Annotated in this window: 22 protein-coding genes; 12 read left to right on the top strand and 10 right to left on the bottom strand. The window is 72.6% G+C overall.

Going from position 1 to position 19,723, the window contains the following annotated elements; all coding sequences use genetic code 11:
• Positions 1–37: 37 nt before the first annotated feature.
• Positions 38–271 (bottom strand): hypothetical protein, encoded by a 234-nt coding sequence (locus ABZW30_RS02465; protein WP_355669170.1) that lies wholly within the window; start codon positions 269–271, stop codon positions 38–40.
• 116 nt (positions 272–387) lie between these two features.
• On the opposite strand from ABZW30_RS02465, the gene ABZW30_RS02460 reads away from it, so the two are divergent.
• Positions 388–1,308 carry a Ku protein gene (locus tag ABZW30_RS02460; RefSeq protein ID WP_355669169.1) on the top strand — a complete coding sequence of 307 codons (921 nt, stop codon included), beginning with the start codon at positions 388–390 and terminating at the stop codon, positions 1,306–1,308.
• Between the two features lie 48 nt (positions 1,309–1,356).
• Positions 1,357–1,641, top strand: a complete 285-nt coding sequence (locus ABZW30_RS02455; protein WP_355669168.1) for a hypothetical protein — start codon at positions 1,357–1,359, stop codon at positions 1,639–1,641.
• Positions 1,642–1,671: 30 nt separating this feature from the next.
• On the opposite strand, the gene ABZW30_RS02450 is transcribed toward ABZW30_RS02455, so the two are convergent.
• Together ABZW30_RS02450 and ABZW30_RS02445 are read right to left on the bottom strand one after the other, a co-directional pair.
• Complete coding sequence (locus tag ABZW30_RS02450) at positions 1,672–3,060, bottom strand: NADP-dependent succinic semialdehyde dehydrogenase (RefSeq protein ID WP_355669167.1); 1,389 nt, start codon at positions 3,058–3,060, stop codon at positions 1,672–1,674.
• Positions 3,061–3,180: 120 nt separating this feature from the next.
• On the bottom strand, positions 3,181–3,462 hold the full coding sequence (locus ABZW30_RS02445) for a DUF6158 family protein (RefSeq protein WP_355669166.1): 282 nt from the start codon (positions 3,460–3,462) through the stop codon (positions 3,181–3,183).
• A 167-nt stretch (positions 3,463–3,629) separates the two neighbouring features.
• On the opposite strand from ABZW30_RS02445, the gene ABZW30_RS02440 reads away from it, so the two are divergent.
• From ABZW30_RS02440 to ABZW30_RS02430, 3 genes are read left to right on the top strand one after another with little or no spacing between them, the layout of a single operon-like run.
• Positions 3,630–4,235, top strand: coding sequence for a winged helix-turn-helix domain-containing protein (locus ABZW30_RS02440; RefSeq protein WP_355669165.1), 606 nt, complete (start codon positions 3,630–3,632; stop codon positions 4,233–4,235).
• On the top strand, positions 4,232–5,530 hold the full coding sequence (locus tag ABZW30_RS02435; protein WP_355669164.1) for an MFS transporter: 1,299 nt from the start codon (positions 4,232–4,234) through the stop codon (positions 5,528–5,530). The genes ABZW30_RS02440 and ABZW30_RS02435 overlap by 4 nt, the downstream gene beginning before the upstream one ends.
• Positions 5,531–5,579: 49 nt before the next feature.
• Positions 5,580–6,578, top strand: a complete 999-nt coding sequence (locus ABZW30_RS02430) for an adenosine deaminase (protein WP_355669163.1) — start codon at positions 5,580–5,582, stop codon at positions 6,576–6,578.
• Between the two features lie 118 nt (positions 6,579–6,696).
• Here ABZW30_RS02430 and ABZW30_RS02425 read toward each other — a convergent pair whose 3' ends face one another.
• The 3 genes from ABZW30_RS02425 to ABZW30_RS02415 all read right to left on the bottom strand — a co-directional run bounded on the left by ABZW30_RS02425 (position 6,697) and on the right by ABZW30_RS02415 (position 8,829).
• A complete protein-coding gene (locus ABZW30_RS02425) occupies positions 6,697–7,491 on the bottom strand; it encodes a thioredoxin domain-containing protein (protein ID WP_355669162.1) in 795 nt (264 codons plus the stop codon).
• A 106-nt stretch (positions 7,492–7,597) separates the two neighbouring features.
• Complete coding sequence (locus ABZW30_RS02420; RefSeq protein WP_355669161.1) at positions 7,598–8,257, bottom strand: hypothetical protein; 660 nt, start codon at positions 8,255–8,257, stop codon at positions 7,598–7,600.
• Between the two features lie 98 nt (positions 8,258–8,355).
• A complete protein-coding gene (locus ABZW30_RS02415; protein WP_355669160.1) occupies positions 8,356–8,829 on the bottom strand; it encodes an SRPBCC family protein in 474 nt (157 codons plus the stop codon).
• 316 nt (positions 8,830–9,145) lie between these two features.
• On the opposite strand from ABZW30_RS02415, the gene ABZW30_RS02410 reads away from it, so the two are divergent.
• On the top strand, positions 9,146–10,015 hold the full coding sequence (locus tag ABZW30_RS02410) for a DNA-formamidopyrimidine glycosylase family protein (RefSeq protein ID WP_355669159.1): 870 nt from the start codon (positions 9,146–9,148) through the stop codon (positions 10,013–10,015).
• Positions 10,016–10,060: 45 nt separating this feature from the next.
• Here ABZW30_RS02410 and ABZW30_RS02405 read toward each other — a convergent pair whose 3' ends face one another.
• Both ABZW30_RS02405 and ABZW30_RS02400 read right to left on the bottom strand, forming a co-directional pair.
• A complete protein-coding gene (locus ABZW30_RS02405) occupies positions 10,061–10,921 on the bottom strand; it encodes an SAM-dependent methyltransferase (protein ID WP_355669158.1) in 861 nt (286 codons plus the stop codon).
• Positions 10,922–11,145: 224 nt separating this feature from the next.
• The gene (locus ABZW30_RS02400) at positions 11,146–11,409 is read right to left on the bottom strand and encodes a hypothetical protein (protein WP_355669157.1); all 264 of its coding nucleotides are present in this window, start codon (positions 11,407–11,409) and stop codon (positions 11,146–11,148) included.
• Here ABZW30_RS02400 and ABZW30_RS02395 point away from each other — a divergent pair.
• The 5 genes from ABZW30_RS02395 to ABZW30_RS02375 all read left to right on the top strand — a co-directional run bounded on the left by ABZW30_RS02395 (position 11,402) and on the right by ABZW30_RS02375 (position 15,837).
• Entirely contained in the window at positions 11,402–12,010 is a 609-nt protein-coding gene (locus ABZW30_RS02395; protein WP_355669156.1) for a polysaccharide deacetylase family protein, read from the top strand. The two genes, ABZW30_RS02400 and ABZW30_RS02395, sit on opposite strands and share 8 nt — an antisense overlap.
• A 188-nt stretch (positions 12,011–12,198) precedes the next feature.
• Positions 12,199–12,531, top strand: a complete 333-nt coding sequence (locus ABZW30_RS02390) for a hypothetical protein (RefSeq protein WP_355669155.1) — start codon at positions 12,199–12,201, stop codon at positions 12,529–12,531.
• A gap of 197 nt (positions 12,532–12,728) precedes the next feature.
• Positions 12,729–13,070 (top strand): hypothetical protein, encoded by a 342-nt coding sequence (locus ABZW30_RS02385; protein WP_355669154.1) that lies wholly within the window; start codon positions 12,729–12,731, stop codon positions 13,068–13,070.
• Positions 13,071–13,240: 170 nt separating this feature from the next.
• A complete protein-coding gene (locus ABZW30_RS02380) occupies positions 13,241–14,113 on the top strand; it encodes a sulfurtransferase (protein WP_355669153.1) in 873 nt (290 codons plus the stop codon).
• Between the two features lie 197 nt (positions 14,114–14,310).
• Positions 14,311–15,837, top strand: a complete 1,527-nt coding sequence (locus tag ABZW30_RS02375; protein ID WP_355669152.1) for a M1 family metallopeptidase — start codon at positions 14,311–14,313, stop codon at positions 15,835–15,837.
• A 52-nt stretch (positions 15,838–15,889) separates the two neighbouring features.
• On the opposite strand, the gene ABZW30_RS02370 is transcribed toward ABZW30_RS02375, so the two are convergent.
• On the bottom strand, positions 15,890–16,720 hold the full coding sequence (locus ABZW30_RS02370) for an AAC(3) family N-acetyltransferase (RefSeq protein WP_355669151.1): 831 nt from the start codon (positions 16,718–16,720) through the stop codon (positions 15,890–15,892).
• A 333-nt stretch (positions 16,721–17,053) separates the two neighbouring features.
• On the opposite strand from ABZW30_RS02370, the gene ABZW30_RS02365 reads away from it, so the two are divergent.
• Positions 17,054–18,358: an MFS transporter gene (locus tag ABZW30_RS02365; RefSeq protein ID WP_355669150.1), complete on the top strand. Its 1,305-nt coding sequence runs from the start codon at positions 17,054–17,056 to the stop codon at positions 18,356–18,358.
• Positions 18,359–18,624: 266 nt separating this feature from the next.
• Here the strand turns inward: ABZW30_RS02365 and ABZW30_RS02360 are convergent, their stop codons facing one another.
• Positions 18,625–19,500: a methyltransferase domain-containing protein gene (locus tag ABZW30_RS02360; RefSeq protein ID WP_355669149.1), complete on the bottom strand. Its 876-nt coding sequence runs from the start codon at positions 19,498–19,500 to the stop codon at positions 18,625–18,627.
• Positions 19,501–19,723: the final 223 nt, after the last annotated feature.

The following is a 19,723-nucleotide window of genomic DNA, read 5'->3' as shown; positions in this document are numbered from 1 at the left end:
GGCGGAAGGTCGCCAAGCCCTGCGGGGGGTCCGGCACTCAGGCCGGGCGGAGCTCCAGGACGGTGATCAGTTCGGCGTCCGCCGGTCGCCCGGTGAGACGGGCGGCCAGAATCCGGGGGACGTCGGACTCCTGGGAGTACCCGGGCAGCAGTGTCACCTCGGCCCGCCGCGTCCCGGCCTCGCCGCGCACGGAGTACACCGCCCGGTACGCGGTCCGCTCCGGCGGCGGGACCCGGCTCCGGCCGTGGCTGCTCCGGCTCCGGACGGTCATCGGCATCGACCTCCTCGGCCCATTGTGGGCGCGGTGTGGCCGATCCCGGCAAATCCGGGCAGAGTGGGATTCCCGGGGCGAACTCGACGCCGCTCGGCCGTTTCAGGAGCGACCCCATGCAGACCACCTGGAAGGGGACGATCAGCTTCGGGCTGGTCAGCATCCCCGTCCACCTCTACTCCGCGACCCAGGAGCACGACGTCCCGCTGCACCAGGTGCACGCCAAGGACGGCGGACGGGTGCGGATGAAGCGATACTGCGAGCGGGAGGAGCAGGAGGTCCCGTACGCCGAGATCGCCAAGGGCTACGAGTCGCCGGACGGTCGGACCGTCACCCTCACCGACGAGGACCTCGCCGACCTGCCGCTGCCCAGCAAGAAGATCATCGACGTGCTGGCCTTCGTGGACGCGGGCGAGATCGACCCGCTGATGTTCTCCAAGGCGTACTACGTGGGCGTCGCCGACAAGGCGGCCGCCAAGCCGTACGCGCTGCTGCGCGACGCGCTGGTGGAGTCCGGGCAGATCGCGGTCACCAAGATCGCGCTGCGCACCCGGGAATCGCCGGCCGTGCTGCGGGTGCACGACGGGACCCTGGTGCTGCAGACCTGCATCTGGCCCGACGAGGTCCGCCCGGCGGCCGGGATCGCGCCAGAGGAGAACGTCACCGTCCGGCCGCAGGAGCTCAAGATGGCGCGGTCGCTGATGGACACCCTCTCCGAGGACTTCGACCTGTCCCAGCTGCACGACGACTACCAGCAGGCGCTCCAGCAGGTGATCACCGCCCGGCTGGAGGGCGTCGAGCTCCCGCACGAGGAGGAGCCCGGCCCGGCGCCGGACAACGTGATCGACCTGATGGAGGCGCTGCGCAGCAGCCTCAAGCAGGCGAAGGGCGGGCGCGCGCCGGCCGCGGAGCCGCAGGAGAAGCCGGCGCCCCGCAAGCGCGCCCCGGCGAAGAAGACCGCCGGGGTCGCCGAGAGGACCGCCTCGGCGAAGAAGACGCCCACCCGTAAGTCCACGGCTCCGCGCAAGGCCTCCTGACCCCCCGGGCCAGGCGTCCCGTCCCGTCCAGCATTGGAGGCGATCCCGATGGACCTGCTCACCTACAAGGAAGCCGAGACCGGCCCCGACGCCCCGCCGAATCCGAGCCTCGGGCACCGGGCCTGGCGCTGGCTGCTCAGCCTCAGCCCCACGGTCGTGACGTTCATGGTCGCGCTCTCGGTCGGCCTGGGCATGGTCGGTGCTCAGACGAGCAACATGACGGCGCTGGTGCTGATGGCGATCTTCTGGGGCCTGACGGTCATCGCGCTGGTCGGCGTCGTAGCCCGCTGGATGACGCCCGGCCGGGGCAGGCACCGGATGGCGGCCTCCTGACCCGGCCGGTGACGCGGCGTCCGGGAGGGCTCAGCCGATCCACACCGTGGTGACGTTGCAGAACTCCCGGATGCCGTGCCCGGACAGCTCCCGGCCGAAGCCCGAGCGCTTGACGCCGCCGAAGGGCAGCGCCGGGTGGGAGGCCGTCATGCCGTTGAAGAACACCCCGCCGGCCTGGATGTCGCGGACGAAGCGCTCCTGCTCGGTCTGGTCGTTCGTCCAGACGTTGGAGCTGAGCCCGAACGGGGTGTCGTTGGCGACCGCCACCGCCTCGTCCAGGTCGGCGACCCGGTAGACGGTGGCGACCGGGCCGAAGGTCTCCTCCTGGTGGATCCGCATCGCCGGGGTGATGCCGGTCAGTACCGTCGGCTCGTAGAAGTAGCCGGTGTCCCAGCCCATCGGGCGGTCGCCGCCGCACTCGACCCGGGCGCCGTGGGTGCGGGCGTCCTCGACCAGCTCCTCCAGATCGTCCCGGCCCTGGCGGCTGGCCAGCGGGCCGACGTCGGTGCTCTCGTCCATCGGGTCGCCGACCCGCAGGGAGCGCATCGCCTCGGTGAAGGCGGCGGTGAAGCGGTCGTAGACGTCGGTGTGCACGATGAAGCGCTTGGCCGCGATGCAGGACTGGCCGTTGTTCTGGACCCGGGCCCGGATGGCGGTACCCACCGCCGCGTCCAGGTCGGCGCTCGGCATCACCACGTACGGGTCGCTGCCGCCCAGCTCCAGCACCGCCTTCTTCACCTCGTCCGCCGCGGCGGAGGCGACCGCCCGCCCGGCCGGCTCGCTGCCGGTGAGGGTGACGGCGGCGACCCGGCGGTCCCGGACCACGCCCTCGACCGCGCCCGAGCCGATCAGCAGGGTCTGGAAGCAGCCCTCGGGGAAGCCGGCCCGCTGGAACAGCTCCTCGATCGCGAGCGCCGTCCGCGGCACGTTCGAGGCGTGCTTGAGCAGGCCCACGTTGCCCGCCATCAGGGCGGGCGCGGCGAAGCGGATCACCTGCCAGAACGGGAAGTTCCACGGCATCACGGCGAGGACCGGGCCGATCGGGCGGTAGCGGACGTAAGCGCGGGCGGCCCCGGAATCGGCCACGTCGGCCGGGGCCGGGTGCTCGTCGGCGAGCAGCTCCTCGGCGTTCTCGGCGTACCAGCGCATCGCCTTGGCGCACTTGGCGGCCTCGGCCCGGGCGGCGGTGAGCGGCTTGCCCATCTCCTCGGTCATGGTGCGGGCGACGGTTTCCCGGTCTTGGTCCAGCAGGTCGGCGGCCCGGCGCATCAGCTCGGCGCGGGCGGCGAAGGAGGTGTTGCGGTAGCTCTGGAAGGCGGCCTGGGCGCTGGCCAGCCGCCGCTCGATCCCGGCCGTGTCGAGCGGTTCGAAGGTCTGGACGGTCTCGCCGGTCGCGGGGTTGACGCTGGCGATGGGCATGCGGGGCTCCCTGGGGGTCCGGGTCCGGTGCGTCTGCCCTCACACCCTCCCCGACGGCCCGCCCCCGGGCACGCCACCACCGCCCGGCGTGTCCCGCCGGGGTGCGTTCAGGTATCGGCGTCACTCCGGCAGCGACTCCACCCGGGCCGCCGCCTCCCGGGCCCGCGCCCCGGCCCTGGTCCGGGCGGCGGTCACCTGCCGGTTGGGGAAACGGTGCAGGTACTCGGCCTCCAGCTGGCCGGTACGCAGCGTGTGCCGCTTCAGCGCCTCCTCCGAGCCGTACAGGAACGTCTCGTGGCGCGTGCGGTGCAGCTGCTCCAGCTCGTGCAGGAGGGTGTCGTTGCCCAGAGCGTGCGGGGAGATGCCCTCGGGCCGGATGTGCGTGTCGTCGGCGTGCCGCATCTCGGTACCTCCTCGGCGGGAGTCCCCTCCTACCGGGTGCCCGGTGCCCGGCGCCGGTACACCCGTTCGAGTGGGTGGCGGTACACAAGAGAAGTTGCACAAGAAGTGTTGTAAAAGAGGTGTCGCACAAGAGCTCTTGTGGATATTCTCCGGGCATGGATGACCGCATGGATGACCGCATGGGCGACACCGCGGACGAACCACGCGGCACCCGGGAGATCTCCGACTCCCGGGTGCTCGCCGCCCTCACCCACCCGCTGCGCCGCCGCCTGCTCGACCTGCTCAAGGTGCACGGCCCGGCCACCGTCGGGCAGCTCGCCGAGCGCACCGGGCAGGCGGTCGGCAACGTCAGCCATCACCTGAAGGTGCTGGCCGAGAGCGGACTGATCGCGGAGGCGCCCGAACTCGCCCGGGACCGGCGCGAACGGTGGTGGCGGCTCGCCGACAAGGACCTCAGCTGGACCAGGGCCGACTTCGACGGCGACCCGGTCGCCGAGGCCGTCGCGGACGCCGCCGGGTCGATCCTGCTGGAACGCCAGGTCGAGCTGGTCCGCGGATGGGCCGCCCGGCGCGGCGGGTACGGGCCCGACTGGCAGAACGGCTGCTCGGTGGCCACCCAGGCCTGGCTGCGGCTCACCCCGGACGAGGCCCGGGAACTGGCCGCCGACCTCCACGCGGTGATCCAGAAGTGGGCCGACCGGCCGGTGCCCCAGGACGGGCGGGAGCGCGAGACCGTCCTCGCCTTCTCCCACAGCGTCCCGGCGCGGCCGTGACCACCGTGACCGCCCCGCCGGGGCCGCCCGAACTCCGTTCGCGCTGGGGCCTGTTCGCCCATCGCGAGTTCCGACTGCTGTGGGCCGGCCAGACCGTCAGCCGGCTCGGCAGCAGCATCACCTCCATCGCGCTGCCGCTGGTCGCGGTGCTCACCCTGGGCGCCGGGCCGATCGCGGCCGGCCTGCTGACCGGCGCCGTCTGGCTGCCCTGGCTGCTGTTCGGCCTGCCCGCCGGGGTCTGGGTCGGCCGGGTGCCCCGACGCGCCGTGATGATCGCCTGCAACCTGGGCTCGGCGGCGCTGTACGCGAGCGTGCCGGTGGCGGGCTGGTTCGGGGTGCTCACCCTGGCCCAGCTGCTGGCCGTCGCCCTCCTGAGCGGCGTCGCCTCGGTCTTCTTCGACGCGGCCTACCACGTCTACCTGATCGAACTCGTCCCGGCCGAGGACCTGATCGAGGGCAACGCCAAGCTGGAGGGCAGCGCCTCGGCCGCCGAGGTCGCCGGCCGCGGCCTGGCCGGCCTGACCGTCCAACTGCTCGGCGCGACGGCCGGGTTGCTCGTCGACGCGGTGAGCTTCCTGATCGCGACGGTGACCCTGCTGCGGATCCGGACCACGCCCCGGCCGGTCACGGTCGACCCCGCCGGGGAGAGCCTGCCGCGACAGGTCCGGGAAGGGCTGGCCTTCCTGCTGCGCGACCCCTACCTGCGCTCCTTCACCCTCTACGGCGCGGCGGTGAACTTCGCCCTCATGGGCTACCAATCGATCACCGCGCTGTTCCTGGTCCGGGTGGCCGGGCTCGCCCCCGGCTGGGTCGGCGGGCTCGCCTCGGCCGGCGCGGTCGGCGGAGTGCTCGGCGCGCTGGTGGCCCGGCCGCTGTGCAGGCGCCTGGGCAGCGCGCGCGGGGTGCGGATCGTGCTGGTGACCGCCTCGCCCTTCGGTCTGCTGATGCCGCTGGCCGGCCCGGGCCCCGGCACGGTGCTCTACCTGGTCGGGCTGCTCGCGGTGGTCGCCGCGGTGGTGTTCGTCAACGTCGTGCTCGGCAGCTTCCGGCAGTCCTACACCCCGCCCGCGCTGCTCGGCCGGGTGAGCGCCACCTCGATGTTCGCCAACCACGCCACCATCCCGCTCGGCGCCCTGGCGGGCGGCGGGCTGGGCGCGGCGATCGGACTGCGCGCCACCATGTGGGTGATGACGGGCCTGCTGGCGCTGTGCGGCGCGCTCCCGCTGCTGTCGCCGCTGCGCACCGTCCGGGAGCTGCCGACCACGCCCCCGCAGCAGGGAAAGATCATAGGGTGAATTCCTCTGTACCTTCGGGTTCGCCCCACTACCTCCGGACAGATCGCTGATGCCGCTTCCCAAGGCCGAACTCCACCTGCACATCGAAGGCACCCTGGAGCCCGAACTCGCCTTCGCGCTCGCCGAGCGCAACGCCGTCCAGCTCCCGTACGCCGACGCCGAGGAGCTGCGGAAGGCGTACTCCTTCAGCGATCTGCAGTCCTTCCTGCGCCTCTACTACGCGCTGATGGCCGTGCTGCGCACCGAGGAGGACTTCGCCGACCTCGCCGACGCGTACCTGGCCCGGGCCGCCGAGCAGGGTGTGCGGCACGCCGAGATCTTCTTCGACCCGCAGGCGCACACCGCCCGCGGCGTGCCGCTCGGTGTGGTGGTGGACGGGCTGACGCGGGCGCTGTCGCGCAGCGAGGAGCGGTACGGCATCAGCACCCAGCTGATCATGTGCTTCCTGCGCGACGAGTCCGCCGACTCGGCGCTGGAGACCTTCGAGGCCGCCCGCCCGTACTTCGACCGGATCACCGGCATCGGCCTGGACTCGGCCGAGGTCGGCAACCCGCCCGCGAAGTTCCGCGAGGTCTACCGCCGCGCCGCCGAGGCCGGCCTGCGGCGCGTCGCCCACGCGGGCGAGGAGGGCCCGGCCTCGTACATCACCGAGGCGCTGGACGTCCTCGGCGTGGAGCGGATCTCCCACGGCCTGCGCTGCCTGGAGGACGGCGAACTCGTCGCCCGCCTGGTCCGCGAGCAGATCCCGCTCACCCTCTGCCCGCTCTCCAACGTCCGCCTGCGCTGCATCGACACCCTCGCCGACCACCCGCTGCGCGAGATGCTCGACGCCGGCCTGCTGGTCACCGTCAACTCCGACGACCCGGCCTACTTCGGCGGCTACGTCGAGGACAACGTCCGGGCCGTCCGCCAGGCCCTCGCCCTCGACCAGGAGACCGTCCGCCGACTGGCCGCCAACTCCTTCCGGGCCGCCTTCATCGACGACCGGCGCCGGGCCGAACTCCTCGCCGAGGTCGAGCGGTTCGGCTTCGCCCCGGCCGAGGGCTGACGGACCCGACGGGCGGTGAGGACCGTCGAGGCGAACAGCCCGACCGCACCGCCGATCACCAGCAGCCACGCGAACGGACGGCCCGCGCCGTGGGCCCGCGCGGCGGTGGTGGCGGCCGTCACCCGGTCACCTGCTTGACCATCGCGGTGAACTGCTCGGGGGAGGCGGCCTTGCCGTCGGTGAGGACGTCCAGTTTCTTGCCGTCCAGCTTGACGGTCGGGGTGCCGGTCACGTCGCTCTTGTTGAACTCCTCGTCGACCTTGGCCGCCCACGGAGCGTAGGTGCCGTCCTGGACGGCCTTGACGAAGGCGTCGGTCTTCAGGCCCGGCACCCGGCCGGCCAGGTCGAGGATGTGGTTGACGTCGCCGAAGGCGTCGCTGCGCTCGTCCGGCTGGTTGGCGTAGAGCACGTCGTGGAACTGTTCGAACTTGTCCACGCCCTCGTTGAGCGCGGCGCCGGCGGCGGCCAGCGCGGTGCGCGAGCCCTTGCCGCCGAGGTTCTTGTCCAGGAACGTCGCCAGGTGGTACTCGACCTTGTAGGTGCCGTTGTCGGCGAGCTGCTGGACGGTCTTGCCGGTGGTGGTCTCCAGCTGCTCGCAGAACGGGCAGCGGAAGTCCTCGTAGACCTCCAGGGTGTGCGGGGCGTCGGCCTTGCCGTAGGTGATCACGGTGCCGTCGGTGCCGGTCGCGTTGGCCGGGACGACCAGCGGGCCGTTGGCACCGGCGTCCGAGGAGGAGCCGGAGGAGCCGCCGACGGCGAAGGCCACGCCCGCCGCGAGGGCGAGCACGGCGGCGGAGGCGGCGCCGACCACCACCCGGCGGCGGATCCGGTCGGAGCGCTCGGCCTGGGCGCGGGCGGTGTGCATGCGCTCGGTGGCGGTGGTCCTCTTGCCGGTCTTACGGGTGTTGCTCATGGGGTGTCGTCCTGTGCTCTCGGGTGCTCTCGGGCATGTGGAGGTGTGGGCGCGACGGATCAGGGTCAGCGCCGGGGAGAGAGGAGCGGCCGAGCGAAGGGTCTGCTCAGGCGGCCAGGGCGAACACCGGCGGACCGCGCCGGACGGCCGGACGGACGACCACGTCCTCGGCCGGGACCAGCGGGCGGCTGGCCGGGGGGAACGGCACCCGCGTCACCGGCCGGGCCGGGACGGGCGCGGCGAGCAGCAGCGGCCAGCGGGCGGCGGCCGGGAAGTGGCGGTGCAGGAACTCGCCCAGCATCCGGACGGCACGGACGAGGCCTGCCAGCGCCGCGTCCGCGCGGCGCAGCCAGAACGCACCGGCCAGCGCGATCACCGTGTGCAGCAGCAGGAGCAGTGGGACGCCGGTCTGCGGGGAGACGCCGTGGCCGAGCAGGAACCCGCCCAGCGAGCCGCCGCCGCACAGCAACGGCTGGAAGCCGTGCGCGGCGCCGGTCGGCAGGGAGGGACAGGTGCTCTGCGCCAGGTCGAACAGCCCGCTGACACCCAGCTCCAGCGGCAGGAACACCGCCGCGATGGCCCGGTAGCCGCGCTCACGGCCGGCCAGCACGAAGGCGACGGCGAACACCGCGACCGAGGCCGGACACATCGTGCCGACCGGCAGCGCCCGGCCGGTGACCAGCACCTGGCCGAGCCCGGCGAGCAGCACGACCAGCGCGGCGAAGACCGCCGCGCGGAGCGTCCTGGTGACCGGCCCGATGTCCACGGCATCCGAGTCTGCCACAGGCCGAACGCGGAACGGTCGGGTGGACGGCGGGCTGTGAAGAGCCTCACCACCCTTGCTGAGCTGGGCTTATGTGGCTCTTATGGGTGCTCGTGGGAGTCGCGCCGGTGGCCGTCGGCGGCGCTCACCCGGGCCTCGACCAGTTCCCGGAAGTGCTCCAGATCCCCGCGCACCGCCCGCTCGATAGCCCCGGCCTGGGCGAAGCCGCGCGGTCCACCGAACTCGTGCTGCACCGCCTCCGGGTCGTACTCCACCCGGATCTGCAGCCGGGTGCGCCGGGCGTCGAGCGGCAGCAGCGCGAAGGCACCGCTCAGATGGGCGGAGCTCAGCGTTCGCCAGGCCATCACCCGGCCCCGCCCGCGATCGGTGATCTCGGTGTCGACGGAGAGCTCGGCATCGCCGACCCGCACCCCGAGGTGCGCGAGGTTGCGGCCGTGCGGGTGGGCGCTGCGGACGCCGTCGACGAACTGCGGGTACTCGTGCACCCGGTGCAACTGCTCCCAGGCGACGAGGACGGGGGCGGCGATGTCGATCTGTTCCTCAAGCGTGCTCATGCGCCCTCCTCGCTGCGCTCGGTAGGCGCTTCGCACAACGCGCGCCCTCGACGACTCGCTCGCTGCGCTCGCTCGTTGCGGCGCCTCCTCGCGTCCCAGCCTGCTCTTCGGGGGAGGGGGAGGCAAAGGGGGAGAGGGGTGGGGGACGCGGCGTCGGGGAGGGACGGCCGACGGAGGGAGGAGAGGGTGGTGCGGGGAGGGGGAGGCAGAGGGGCAGGGTGGTGCGCGGGGCGGGCGGGTCCTGACGGGAGGCCCGGTCGCGGGTGCCGGCCGGCGAGAGCGCGCGGGTGGGGCGGGGGTGCGGGAGACTGGGCGCATGCCGGAGCTGCCCGAGGTGGAGGCGTTGAGCGCCTTCCTGTCCGAGCGGCTGACCGGGCGGGTGATCGCCCGGGTGCAGCCGGTGGCGATCAGCGCGCTGAAGACGTACGACCCGCCGGTGACGGCGCTGGAGGGGCGGACGGTCGGGCCGGTGAAGCGGCGCGGGAAGTTCCTGGACATCGAGGCCGACGGGCTGCACCTGGTGGTCCACTTCGCCCGGGCCGGCTGGCTGCGCTGGAAGGACGGCCTGCCCGCCGAGCCGCCGCGGCCGAGCCCGAAGAACCCGCTGGCGCTGCGGCTGCGGCTGGAGGGTGAGGCCGGGGACGGCTTCGACCTGACCGAGGCGGGGACGAAGAAGGGGCTCGCGGTCTATGTGGTGAAGGATCCGGCCGAGGTGCCGGGCGTCGCCGGGCTGGGCCCGGACCCGTTGGACCCGGGTTTCACGCTCGACGACTTCGCCGCACTGATGCGGGGCGACCGGCGCCGGCTCAAGGGCGTGCTGCGGGACCAGAGCGTGCTGGCGGGTGTGGGCAACGCCTACTCGGACGAGGTGCTGCACGCGGCGCGGATGTCGCCGTACAAGCCGGCCGCCGGCCTGACCGAGGAGGAGACGGTGCGGCTGTACGAGGCGCTCGGCAGCACGCTGCGCGACGCGGTGGAGCGCTCGCACGGGCTGGCGGCGGGGGAGCTGAAGGCGGAGAAGAAGCTCGGGCTGCGGGTGCACGGCCGGACCGGCCGGCCCTGCCCGGTCTGCGGGGACACCGTGCGTGAGGTCTCCTTCGCGGACTCCTCGCTGCAGTACTGCCCGACCTGCCAGACCGGGGGCAAGCCACTGGCGGACCGGCGGCTGTCGCGGTTGCTGAAGTGACACCCCGGGCGGGACGGTCCCACGGACCGTCCCGCCCGGGCGTGCTCAGCGCTTGATGGCGACGCCGCCCCAGTAGTACGCCGCCTTCGGGTCCGCCGGCGGCTCGCCGTCCGGGCGCCAGCCCAGGACCGGGGCGACGCCCGGTTCGACCAGCTCCCAGCCGTCGAAGAAGCGGAGCACGTCGTCGTAGCCGCGCGGCACCAGGGTCATCCCGCCGGCCCGGGCGGCCTCGGCGACCTTGCCGACCGCCTCCGGGTCGAAGTCCGGGGTGGGGGTGGTGAGGGCGATGCAACTGCCGACGGGCAGGGCGTCGCGCAGCGCGGCGACGCGGCCCCACGGGTCGTCCTCGTCGGCGATCAGCATCAGCACGGCGATCATCAGCAGGCCGACCGGCCGGGTGAGGTCCAGGGTGGAGGTGAGCGCCGGGTCGGCGAACAGCTCCTCGGGCTTGCGCAGGTCGGCGTGGATGTAGGTGGTGCGGCTGGCCGGGCTGGAGACCATCAGGGCGCGGGCGTGGGCGAGCACGATCGGGTCGTTGTCGACGTAGACCACCCGGGTGCCGGGGCTGACGGCCTCGGCGATCTCGTGGGTGTTCGGCGAGGTGGGGATGCCGGTGCCGAGGTCGAGGAACTGGCGGATGCCGTGCTCCCGGGCCAGGTAGCGGACGGCTCGGCCCTGGAAGGCGCGGTTGGCCTTGGCCATCTCCTTGACGCTCGGCACGGCCTCCTCGATGGCCTGCCCCATGGCGCGGTCCGGCGGGAAGTTGGTCTTGCCGCCCAGCCAGTAGTCGTAGACGCGCGCCGAGTGCGGGGTGGTGGTGTCGACGCCGAATCGTTCCCACTGGCTCGGCTCGGCGGGGTCCTCGTCCTGCGGGCCCTGCTGGGGGAAGTCCTGACGTGTCGTCATGGCCGCGTCCTCTGATGGCAGATCATCACACTGGGGAAGGCTCAGCGTAGCGGCCCTGACGGGAGGCCGGGCGTCCGGTCGGGGAGGAATCGGGGAAGCGCCGGGCATGGGGGGTGTACGACGGGTCGCCCTTGGGCCGTCGGAGTGGTCATCGGGGCCGTCGGAGTTGAGCCCGGAGAGTGGCGGTGACTCGCGGGGCAAGCATCCAGAATGCTGTCTGATCGTCAGATTAATGCTCCGATTTCGCCTCGGATCACTTCGCGCAGGTTGTTGCTGGTCGCCGCCGGGATGTCCCTGCTGGGCGCGGCCGCCGGCTGCGAGAGCCCCTGGAGCGACGGGGACGCCGCCTCGCCCTCGGCGGTGCCCTCACCGGCGCCGCCCTCCGGCTCTGCCCCTGCTTTCGCCTCGTCGTCCGGCTCGTCGTCCGGCTCGTCGTCCGGCTTCTCGTCCGCCGAGGCGGACGAAGAGCCCGTGCGCCGGGTGCTCACGGATGCGGAGAACAAACCGGTGTACGAGTTGGACGCGGGGCGGCGGGCGGTGGCGCTCACCATCGACGACGGCCCGGATCCCCGGTACACGCCGGCCGTGCTGGCGCTGCTCCAGCGGTACGGGATCCGGGCGACCTTCTTCCTGATCGGCGAGAACGTCGTCGAGCACGCGGCCCTGGTGAGGGAGATCGCCGACTGCGGCCACCACATCGGCAACCACACCTGGACCCATCCGGACCTGCGGCACATGTCCGAGGGTGCGGTCCGGGACGAACTGGAGCGCACCTCCGACCTGCTGCACCGGACCACCGGTCGGCAGCCCACCTGGTTCCGCGCGCCGGGCGGGGACTGGTCGCCGGTGTCGCTCAAGGTGGCCGCCGACCTCGGGATGCGGAACATGGCATGGTCGGTGGACCCGCGGGACTGGGCCCGGCCGGGCACCTCGGCGATCACCGACCGGATCCTCAAGGACGTCCGACCCGGGTCGATCGTGCTCAACCACGACGGCGGCGGGGACCGCTCGCAGACGGTGGCGGCGCTGAAGGCGTATCTCCCGGTGCTGATCGACTCGGGGTACTTCTTCACGGCGCCGCCGAACTGACATATGAATTCAGGGTGTCGGGCGTCCGATATCGGCAGGCATTGGTGGGTAGCGCGGGTAGTGGCTTTGCCGCCTAAACCACCCGAAAGGGTGGATTGGGAGAACCGTTTCTGCGGATTTTGGGCCTCTAGGGTGATCTCGCACCAATTCCTCGGGTACCGCGCGTACCACCTGAAAGGCCCTCATTCATGCGTCTCCGCAATGCCGCGCTCGCCGTCGTCAGTGCCGTCGCCCTCGTCCTCGCCGTTCCGATGTCCGCCAACGCCGCCGCCGGTGATTTCCTCTACAAGGTCGGCCCGTTCCCGGGCGTTCCGGCCGGGATCGCCGACCCGGAGAGCGGCAAGTGCATCAACCTTCCGTTCACCACCGAGCAGGACCCGGGCTTCGCTCCGGAGAACTTCACCAACTCCACGGCGACGGTATTCCGCGACTTCGACTGCTCGGGTGACGTCTTCTACGTGATGAACCCCGGCAAGAGGCTCGGCGACCGACTGAAGCTGCGCTCCGTGGTCTTCTCCTGACCCTCGGACCCTTCTCCGACCCGGCCGCCCCCTTTCCCGACCCGGGCCGGCGACGTGCGGGGCAGTTCGGCGACGGCCTGGAATCGTCGAGCTGCCCGCCCGGACGGCACGCGCGTAGCGGTCTGCGCAACGCCTGGTTCGAGGTCGCCGACTCCGCCGAGCTGACCGGCCGGTACGACCTGGTCACCGCCTTCGACGTGATCCACGACCTGGCCCGGCCGACCCGCACGCCGGCCGCGATCGCGGGCGCGCTGCGGCCCGACGGCGTCTTCCCGATGGGCGACATCGCCGCCGGCAGCAAGCTGGAGGAGAACATCGACCACCCGTTGGCGCCCGCGCTGTACACCTTCTCGACCTCCTACTGCATGCCGGTCTCGCTTGGCGAGGGCGGCGAGGGGCTCGCGACGGTCTGGGGCGAGCAGACGGCTCGGCGGATGCCGGCGGAGGCCGGGTTCCGGTCGGTGGACGTGAGGCGCGTCGAGAACGACGTGCTGAACCTGCACTACGTGGCGCGGCCGGACGGCGCGGCGGGCGGCTGAGCGGACCGTACCGGTTCGGGTTGGGCCGGGTGCCGGGGTGGCCGCGGTCGGGCGGTCGGCGTAGCTTCGAACTGTCCGGCCCGGTCGCCGGCGCCTCGCCGTGCCCAGTGCGGCCCGTCAGAGCCCGTGGTCGGGCGCCGCAGCCTGGGCAGAGCGAAGGAGGGCCTGGGATGACCGGCAACGGCTACGCACACCCCGAGGCGCTGGTCCGCACCGAGTGGCTGGCCCACCACCTGGACGACGGGACGATCCGGCTCGTCGAGGTGGACGAGGACAACACCGCCTACGACCGGGACCACATCCCCGGCGCGGTCGGCTGGAACTGGACCACCGACCTGCACAGCCAGGTCGGCCGGGACTACGTCGACCGCGAGGGCGTCCAGCACCTGCTGCGAGCGGCCGGGGTGGAGGACGACACCACCGTGGTGCTGTACGGCGGCAACAACAACTGGTTCGCCGCGTACGCCTACTGGCTGCTACGACTGCGCGGCTTCGGGCCGGTGCGGCTGCTGGACGGCGGGCGCAAGAAGTGGGAGCTGGAGGGGCGGGAGCTCACCCGGGAAGTGATGGACTACCAGCACACCGGCTACCGGCTGACCGGGCCGGAGCGGCCCGAGCTGCGGGCGCTGCGGGACGAGGTGCTGGCCAAGGCCGAGGTGTTCGCCAAGCCGGGTGCGGACGCGGTGCTGGTGGACGTCCGCTCTCCGGCGGAGTTCCGGGGTGAGCTGATCGCGCCACCGCACCTGCCGCAGGAACAGGCCCAGGTGCCCGGGCACATCCCGGGGGCGGTGAACGTGCCCTGGTCGCAGGCGGCCAACGACGACGGGTCGTTCCGGTCGGCGGAGGAGCTGCGGGCGCTGTACGGGGGCAAGGGCGTGGAGGCGGAGCGCGAGGTGATCGCCTACTGCCGGATCGGCGAGCGGTCGGCGCACACCTGGTTCGCGCTCACCGAGCTGCTGGGGTACCCGCACGTGAAGAACTACGACGGCTCGTGGACGGAGTACGGCTCGCTGGTCCGGGCGCCGGTGGCGCTGGGGGCGTAGCGCGCCTCCGTTCGGGTGGGGCGGCGCGCGGGGTGGCACGCGGGGCGTGAGTGAGGGGTGGGGCGTGTGGCGGTGCTGCGGCGTCGTCATTTCGGCGCGTTTCTTTTCATGAACATCTCACAATCGAGGAGTGGGCCGCGGTCCACCGGGACAAGGATCGATCCAACCCATCGATCCGGTGATCCTGGAGGACCACGTTGCGCAAGAGGCTGATCGTCTCCGCTGCCAGTGCCCTGAGCCTGTTCCTGGCCGTCCCCGCCTCGGCTTCCGACTTCCAACCCGGCGCGGCCGGGGTCGGCGACCCCTACTACCCGACCTACGGCAACGGCGGCTACCGCGTCTCGCACTACGACATCCGCCTGAAGTACCAGCCCGCCACCGACGAACTGGAGGGCACCACCACCATCCTCGCCACGGCGACCCAGGACCTGTCCCGGTTCAACCTCGACTTCGCGCTGAACGTCTCGGAGGTCCGGGTCAACGGGCGGCCCGCGACCTTCGCCACCAGTGGCGAACAGGAACTGGAGATCACCCCGGCCCGGCCGCTGGCCAAGGGCAGCCAGGCCACCGTGGTGGTGCGCTACAAGGGCGTGCCGTCCACCGTGAAGAAGTACGGCTTCACCGCCTGGCTGCGCACGCCGGACGGCGCGGTGGCGGCGGGCGAGCCCGAGTCGGCCTGGTGGTGGTTCCCGAGCAACGACCACCCGAGCGACAAGGCCACCTTCGACGTCTCGGTGCAGGTGCCGGACGGCAATCAGGTGATCAGTAACGGCATCCTGACCGGCGCCACCTCGCAGGCCGGCTGGACCCGCTACAGCTGGCGGGAGAACAAGCCCCAGGCGACGTACCTGGCCACGCTCGCGGTCGGCAAGTTCGACATCAGCACGGACACCACGCCGAGCGGGCTGCCGGTCTACAACGCGTACAGCAAGGACCTCGGCGACAACGCGGACGCGGCCCGGGCCAGCGTCGAGCGCACCGGTGAGCTGGTGGACTGGCTGAGCGGCATCTTCGGCGACTACCCGTTCAGCTCGGTGGGCGGTTACGTCCCCAACGTCCCGACCGGCTTCGCCCTGGAGACCCAGACCCGGGTCTTCTACAGCCCGCGGCAGTTCGCCAAGGGCGCCAACACCTCGGTGGTCGTCCACGAGCTGGCCCACCAGTGGTACGGCGACAGCGTCTCGCTCTCCCGCTGGAGCGACATCTGGCTGAACGAGGGCTTCGCCCGGTACGCGCAGTTCCTCTGGTCCGAGCACGAGAACGAGGGCACCGCGCAGGAGCTGGCCGACTACGTCTACGCCTCGCACCCGGTCGGCGACCCGTTCTGGACCGTCAAGCCGGGCGACCCGGGCCCGGACAACCAGTTCGCCGGCGCCGTGTACGACCGGGGCGCGGTGGCCATCCAGGCGCTGCGCAACGCCGTCGGGGACGAGAAGTTCTTCCAGATCCTCAAGGGCTGGCCCACCGAGCGCCGCTACGGCAACGCGACCATCCCGGAGTTCCAGGCGTACGCGGAGAAGGTCTCCGGGCAGAAGCTCGGCGACCTCTTCAACACCTGGCTGTTCACCGCCGCCAAGCCGGCCGTCGGGCCGGTGCCGGCGGGCACCTCGGCCGCCGCTTCGCTGGCGCCGGGGGCGGACCGGGGTGACGGGCAGCTGCCGGCGGAGCCGAAGTCCTGGAAGAAGATCCAGGACAGCAACTCGATGCACGACGCCGAGCACTGACGCTGCACCGGTGCTCAGCAGCCCGGTGAACTGACGGGCACGGCCCGGCCGCTCATGGACGTGGGCGGCCGGGCCGTGCCGCTGCGGGGCCGTCGGCCGCCAGCAGTTCGGTGAGGCGGCGGACGGCGAAGGGTATGAGGTCGCGGACCGGGATCAGTCGGCAGGGCGCGTTGCCGACCAGCACCTCGCGGATGCCGGCCCGTTCCTCGAACTCCCGCCCCACGACCGGGAAGTGGGTGTCGTTGTCGTTGCCCACGTCGGGTGTCTCGATCCAGACCCGCTCGCCCTGGATCGCCATCGGGAAACGGCGCAGCTTGAGCCGGCGGTTGGGGGCGAAGGTCTCGGCGTAGTGCAGGAAGGTGTTGCGGTTGTGCCCGACGCCGATCAGCAGCACGTACCCGCCGAGGTCGTGCAGGGCGCCGAAGGGCGACTCCCGGCCGATGGCGAAGCCGAGCGAGCGGCGGGCGGTGACCTCCCGGGCGTGGGCGCCGACGGCGGCGACCGAGGCCTGCGGGTGGGTGCTGCGAAGGCTCTCCGGCAGGGCGCGCAGCGCCTCGGCTATCGCGCCCATCCGGGACGGCAGCTCGGGGTGGAACAGCGGGACGGCGGCCCGGAGTTCGGCGACCTCGGCGGTGGGCAGGCCGGCGTGGTCCGGCGCCGGGTCGCAGACCGTGCCGGTGGTGAAGGTGGGCACCGCGACGGTGCCGCCCGGCCCGACCGCCTCGCGCAGACTGGCCACCACGGCCTCCGCGCCGCCCTCGACCCGGCCGAGGCTGGAGAGCGAGGAGTGCACGATCATCGACATGCCCGGGCGGACGCCGACCCGGCGCCAGCCGTCCACGAGGTCGGCGGTGGTGAGCGGGCTGGTGCCCGTGGTGGTCATGGTCCCCCCCTGGTGACGGTGGCACTGGTGGTTCTGGTGTTGCCGACGGCGCGGTCGGAGCCGATCCGATCGTTCGGGGCCGACCATAGCGGGTGGCACTGACAGCCGGTCAGGAGGGAGGACCCTCCGTCAGCTCGCGGCCGGCCGGTACCGGGGCGTCGGGAGCGCGGGTGCTGCCGGGGAGGGTGTGGCGTACCGCCTGCCGGGATTCGAGGGCGGGGGGAGGGGGCGTGGCTGTCGCGCCTCGGTCGGAAGCGCGGGTTCCCCATGTCTCTCGATATGAAGTATCTTGATATCGAGATTAATGGTGATCGCGAGACGGGGGATCCATCCATGCGGGGGAACGGACTGTTGGCACAGCTGCGGCGGCCGCCGGGCGGGCGGGACGCGCGGATCATGCTGCTGGCCCAGGGCGTGGACCGGACCGGGACGGGCGTGTGGGCGGCGGCCTCGGTGCTGTACTTCACCTACGTGTGCGGGATGGACGCCGGACAACTCGGCCTGCTGCTCGGGGTGGGCGCGGCGGCCGGCATCGCCGGGTCGCCGCTGGCCGGGCGGGCGGCCGAGCGGCTGCCGGCGCGCGGGCTGCTGATCGGCTGCCACCTGCTGCGGCTGGGGACGATGGGCCTGTTGCTGGTGGTCGACCACTTCGCCGCGCTGCTGGTGGTCGTCGCCCTGACCTGCCTGGCCGAACGGGGCGCCAAGACGCTGGAGATGCTCTTCGCCACCCGGGTGGCGGGCGAGCGGCGCGGCACGTACCAGGCACTGTTCCGCAGCGTGGCCAACGGCGGGTACGCGGTGGGCGCGGGCATCGCGGCGATCGGCCTGGCGGTGGGGACCACGACCGCCTACCGCGCCCTGATCGTGGCCAACGCGCTCTCGTACGTCCTGGCCGCGGTGATGATCTGGCGCACCGAGGAGCCGGGCGGTCGCGGGCTGGTGGCGGCAGCCGGTGAGTCGGCGGGTGGCGAGTCGGCCGCTGTCGGCTCGGCGGCCGGTGAGCCGTCGGCCGCGCCGAGCCCCTGGCGCGACCGCGGCTACCTGCTGTTCGTCCTGCTCGACCTGCCGATGTGTCTGGACGACTCGATCCTCAACGTCGGCCTGCCGCTGTGGCTCATCCACCGCACCGACGCGCCGAGCGCCGTCGTCCCGGTCTTCCTGATCCTCAACACCGTGCTCGTGGTGCTGCTGCAGCTGCGGGTCTCCGCCTGGGCCGAGCGCCCGCGCGGGGCGACCACGGCGGTGGGGTGGTACGGGGTGATGATGCTCGCCACCTGCTTGCTGATCGCGCTCTCGACCGGCGGTGGGCCGTGGACCGCATCCATCGCCCTGTTGGCCGCCGCGGCGCTGGTCACCCTGGCGGAGCTGATGCGCTCGGTCAGCTCCTGGGAGCTGGCGGTCAGCCTGGCGCCGCCGCGCGCCCGGGCCTCCTACCTGGGGGTGGCGGGGATGTCCCAGTCGGTGCAGAAGTCGGTGGGCCCGATGCTGCTGACCGGTGCGGTGATGGCGGCCGGTCCGGTCGGCTGGCTGGCCCTCGGGGCCGCGTCGACCGGCCTCAGCGCGGTCCAGCGCCGGGCGAGCCTGCGACGGCTGGCGGCGGTGGCGACGCCGGAGCGGGTCGCTGTGGGCATCGGATGACTCGCGCGTGACACATGACGCATGACGCATGACGCCGGGCGCGGGCCCGCCGGGCCGGGGATCGGCCGCGCACGGTGGGGCGCGGCCGATCAGGAGGACGACACCGTCGACGGTTCACGACACTCCTCGGCGGGTGATCGCGCACCGGCCGGGGCAGCACGACAGGGCCTCTTGGTGGCCCGGTGGGTGCGAAGCCCGACCGGGAAACCGGGAAGCCCGGGCCCTTCGTGCGCGGCCGGACGGTACCGGCGAGGTGCGGGTACGAGTCAGCCGCGGTCGGCGCTGATGAGGTGGTAGTCGAGGAGGCCGTCGCGCCAGGCGGTCAGGAAGTGGCGGGTCCAGTGGGCGGGTGGGACGGTGTCGGCGAGGTAGCGGTCCAGGCCTGGCCAGACGTCCGGGCCGATGGACTCGGTGGTGACGGTGGTGAAGCCGGCCCCGGTGAGGTCGGCGGTGAAGTCGTCCAGGGGGTGGGCGACGTCCAGGCCGTCGGCGAAGCTGGCGAGCAGGATCTTGAGGCGCTCGGCGATCTCGGCGCCGGGGGCGGTGAAGAAGGTGGTGACCACCAGGCGGCCACCGGGGCGCAGGACGCGGGCGGCCTCGGCGGCGAAGCTCGCGAGTTCGCGGAAGTGCTGGGCGGCCTCGACGGAGTACAGTCCGTCCAGGGAGGCGTCGGGGAACGGGAGTTCGCCGGCCGAACCCAGGGTGTAGGCGAGCCGGTCCGGATAGCTGGCCAGAGCTTTGGCGTTGACGGCCCGGGCACGCTCGATCTGGTCCGGGTGGATGTCGACGGCGGTGACGGAGGCGAAGCGGAACTCCCGTAGTGCCAGGGCGGCGCCCAGTCCGCGCCCGCAGCCGACCTCGGCCAGCCGCAGCTGCTCGCGCGGCTCCGGGAAGGCGCGCAACACCCGCCGGTACAGCTGCTCCTGGCTGCGCACCCGGTCCTCGGGGGTCAGGGCGGTGAGGTCGATCCCTTGCCAGTCGCCGAAGTTGATGAACCCGCCTGCGAATCCGGCAGCCTTGGCCAGATCGTCGGTGCCGTAAGTCCGGCGCACGGTCGGGGGGATGTGGTTGTGGTCCATGGCCCGCTGGGTCTCCTGCTCGATGGGCGCCCGTCCGTCGGACGCGCCGAGGTACGTACCCAAACCGGTGGCGGTCCGAACACGTTACGTGACGGATGGATTTCGGCGGGGCGGGGTGTCAGCCGATCGAGCTGCGGCTGCGGCCGCGACGGCGAGGAGGCGGGTACGCGGTTGCCGGGCAGGGATGGAATCGGGCATGGACGGCCAGGTGGAGGTGAAGGGGCGGCGGATTCGTTCAAGTAATGATCAAGGATGGGCAAGGCATTGATCAAGGGGGCCGCGGGGG

The sequence above is a fragment of the Kitasatospora sp. NPDC004669 genome, from assembly GCF_040609455.1.
Lineage (GTDB): Bacteria > Actinomycetota > Actinomycetes > Streptomycetales > Streptomycetaceae > Kitasatospora.
The sequence above is the reverse complement of the archived record's forward strand: the minus strand, read 5'-3'. Positions and strand labels throughout refer to the sequence as shown.

Coding starts and splice junctions, on each gene's coding strand:
- ABZW30_RS02440 (WP_355669165.1), top strand. CDS start 3,630: ATGGATGACCGCATGGGCGACACCGCGGACGAACCACGCGGCACCCGG.
- ABZW30_RS02365 (WP_355669150.1), top strand. CDS start 17,054: ATGCGGGGGAACGGACTGTTGGCACAGCTGCGGCGGCCGCCGGGCGGG.
- ABZW30_RS02450 (WP_355669167.1), bottom strand. CDS start 3,060: ATGCCCATCGCCAGCGTCAACCCCGCGACCGGCGAGACCGTCCAGACC.
- ABZW30_RS02430 (WP_355669163.1), top strand. CDS start 5,580: ATGCCGCTTCCCAAGGCCGAACTCCACCTGCACATCGAAGGCACCCTG.
- ABZW30_RS02390 (WP_355669155.1), top strand. CDS start 12,199: ATGCGTCTCCGCAATGCCGCGCTCGCCGTCGTCAGTGCCGTCGCCCTC.
- ABZW30_RS02405 (WP_355669158.1), bottom strand. CDS start 10,921: ATGACGACACGTCAGGACTTCCCCCAGCAGGGCCCGCAGGACGAGGAC.
- ABZW30_RS02460 (WP_355669169.1), top strand. CDS start 388: ATGCAGACCACCTGGAAGGGGACGATCAGCTTCGGGCTGGTCAGCATC.
- ABZW30_RS02425 (WP_355669162.1), bottom strand. CDS start 7,491: ATGAGCAACACCCGTAAGACCGGCAAGAGGACCACCGCCACCGAGCGC.
- ABZW30_RS02410 (WP_355669159.1), top strand. CDS start 9,146: ATGCCGGAGCTGCCCGAGGTGGAGGCGTTGAGCGCCTTCCTGTCCGAG.
- ABZW30_RS02455 (WP_355669168.1), top strand. CDS start 1,357: ATGGACCTGCTCACCTACAAGGAAGCCGAGACCGGCCCCGACGCCCCG.
- ABZW30_RS02370 (WP_355669151.1), bottom strand. CDS start 16,720: ATGACCACCACGGGCACCAGCCCGCTCACCACCGCCGACCTCGTGGAC.
- ABZW30_RS02415 (WP_355669160.1), bottom strand. CDS start 8,829: ATGAGCACGCTTGAGGAACAGATCGACATCGCCGCCCCCGTCCTCGTC.
- ABZW30_RS02380 (WP_355669153.1), top strand. CDS start 13,241: ATGACCGGCAACGGCTACGCACACCCCGAGGCGCTGGTCCGCACCGAG.
- ABZW30_RS02445 (WP_355669166.1), bottom strand. CDS start 3,462: ATGCGGCACGCCGACGACACGCACATCCGGCCCGAGGGCATCTCCCCG.
- ABZW30_RS02465 (WP_355669170.1), bottom strand. CDS start 271: ATGACCGTCCGGAGCCGGAGCAGCCACGGCCGGAGCCGGGTCCCGCCG.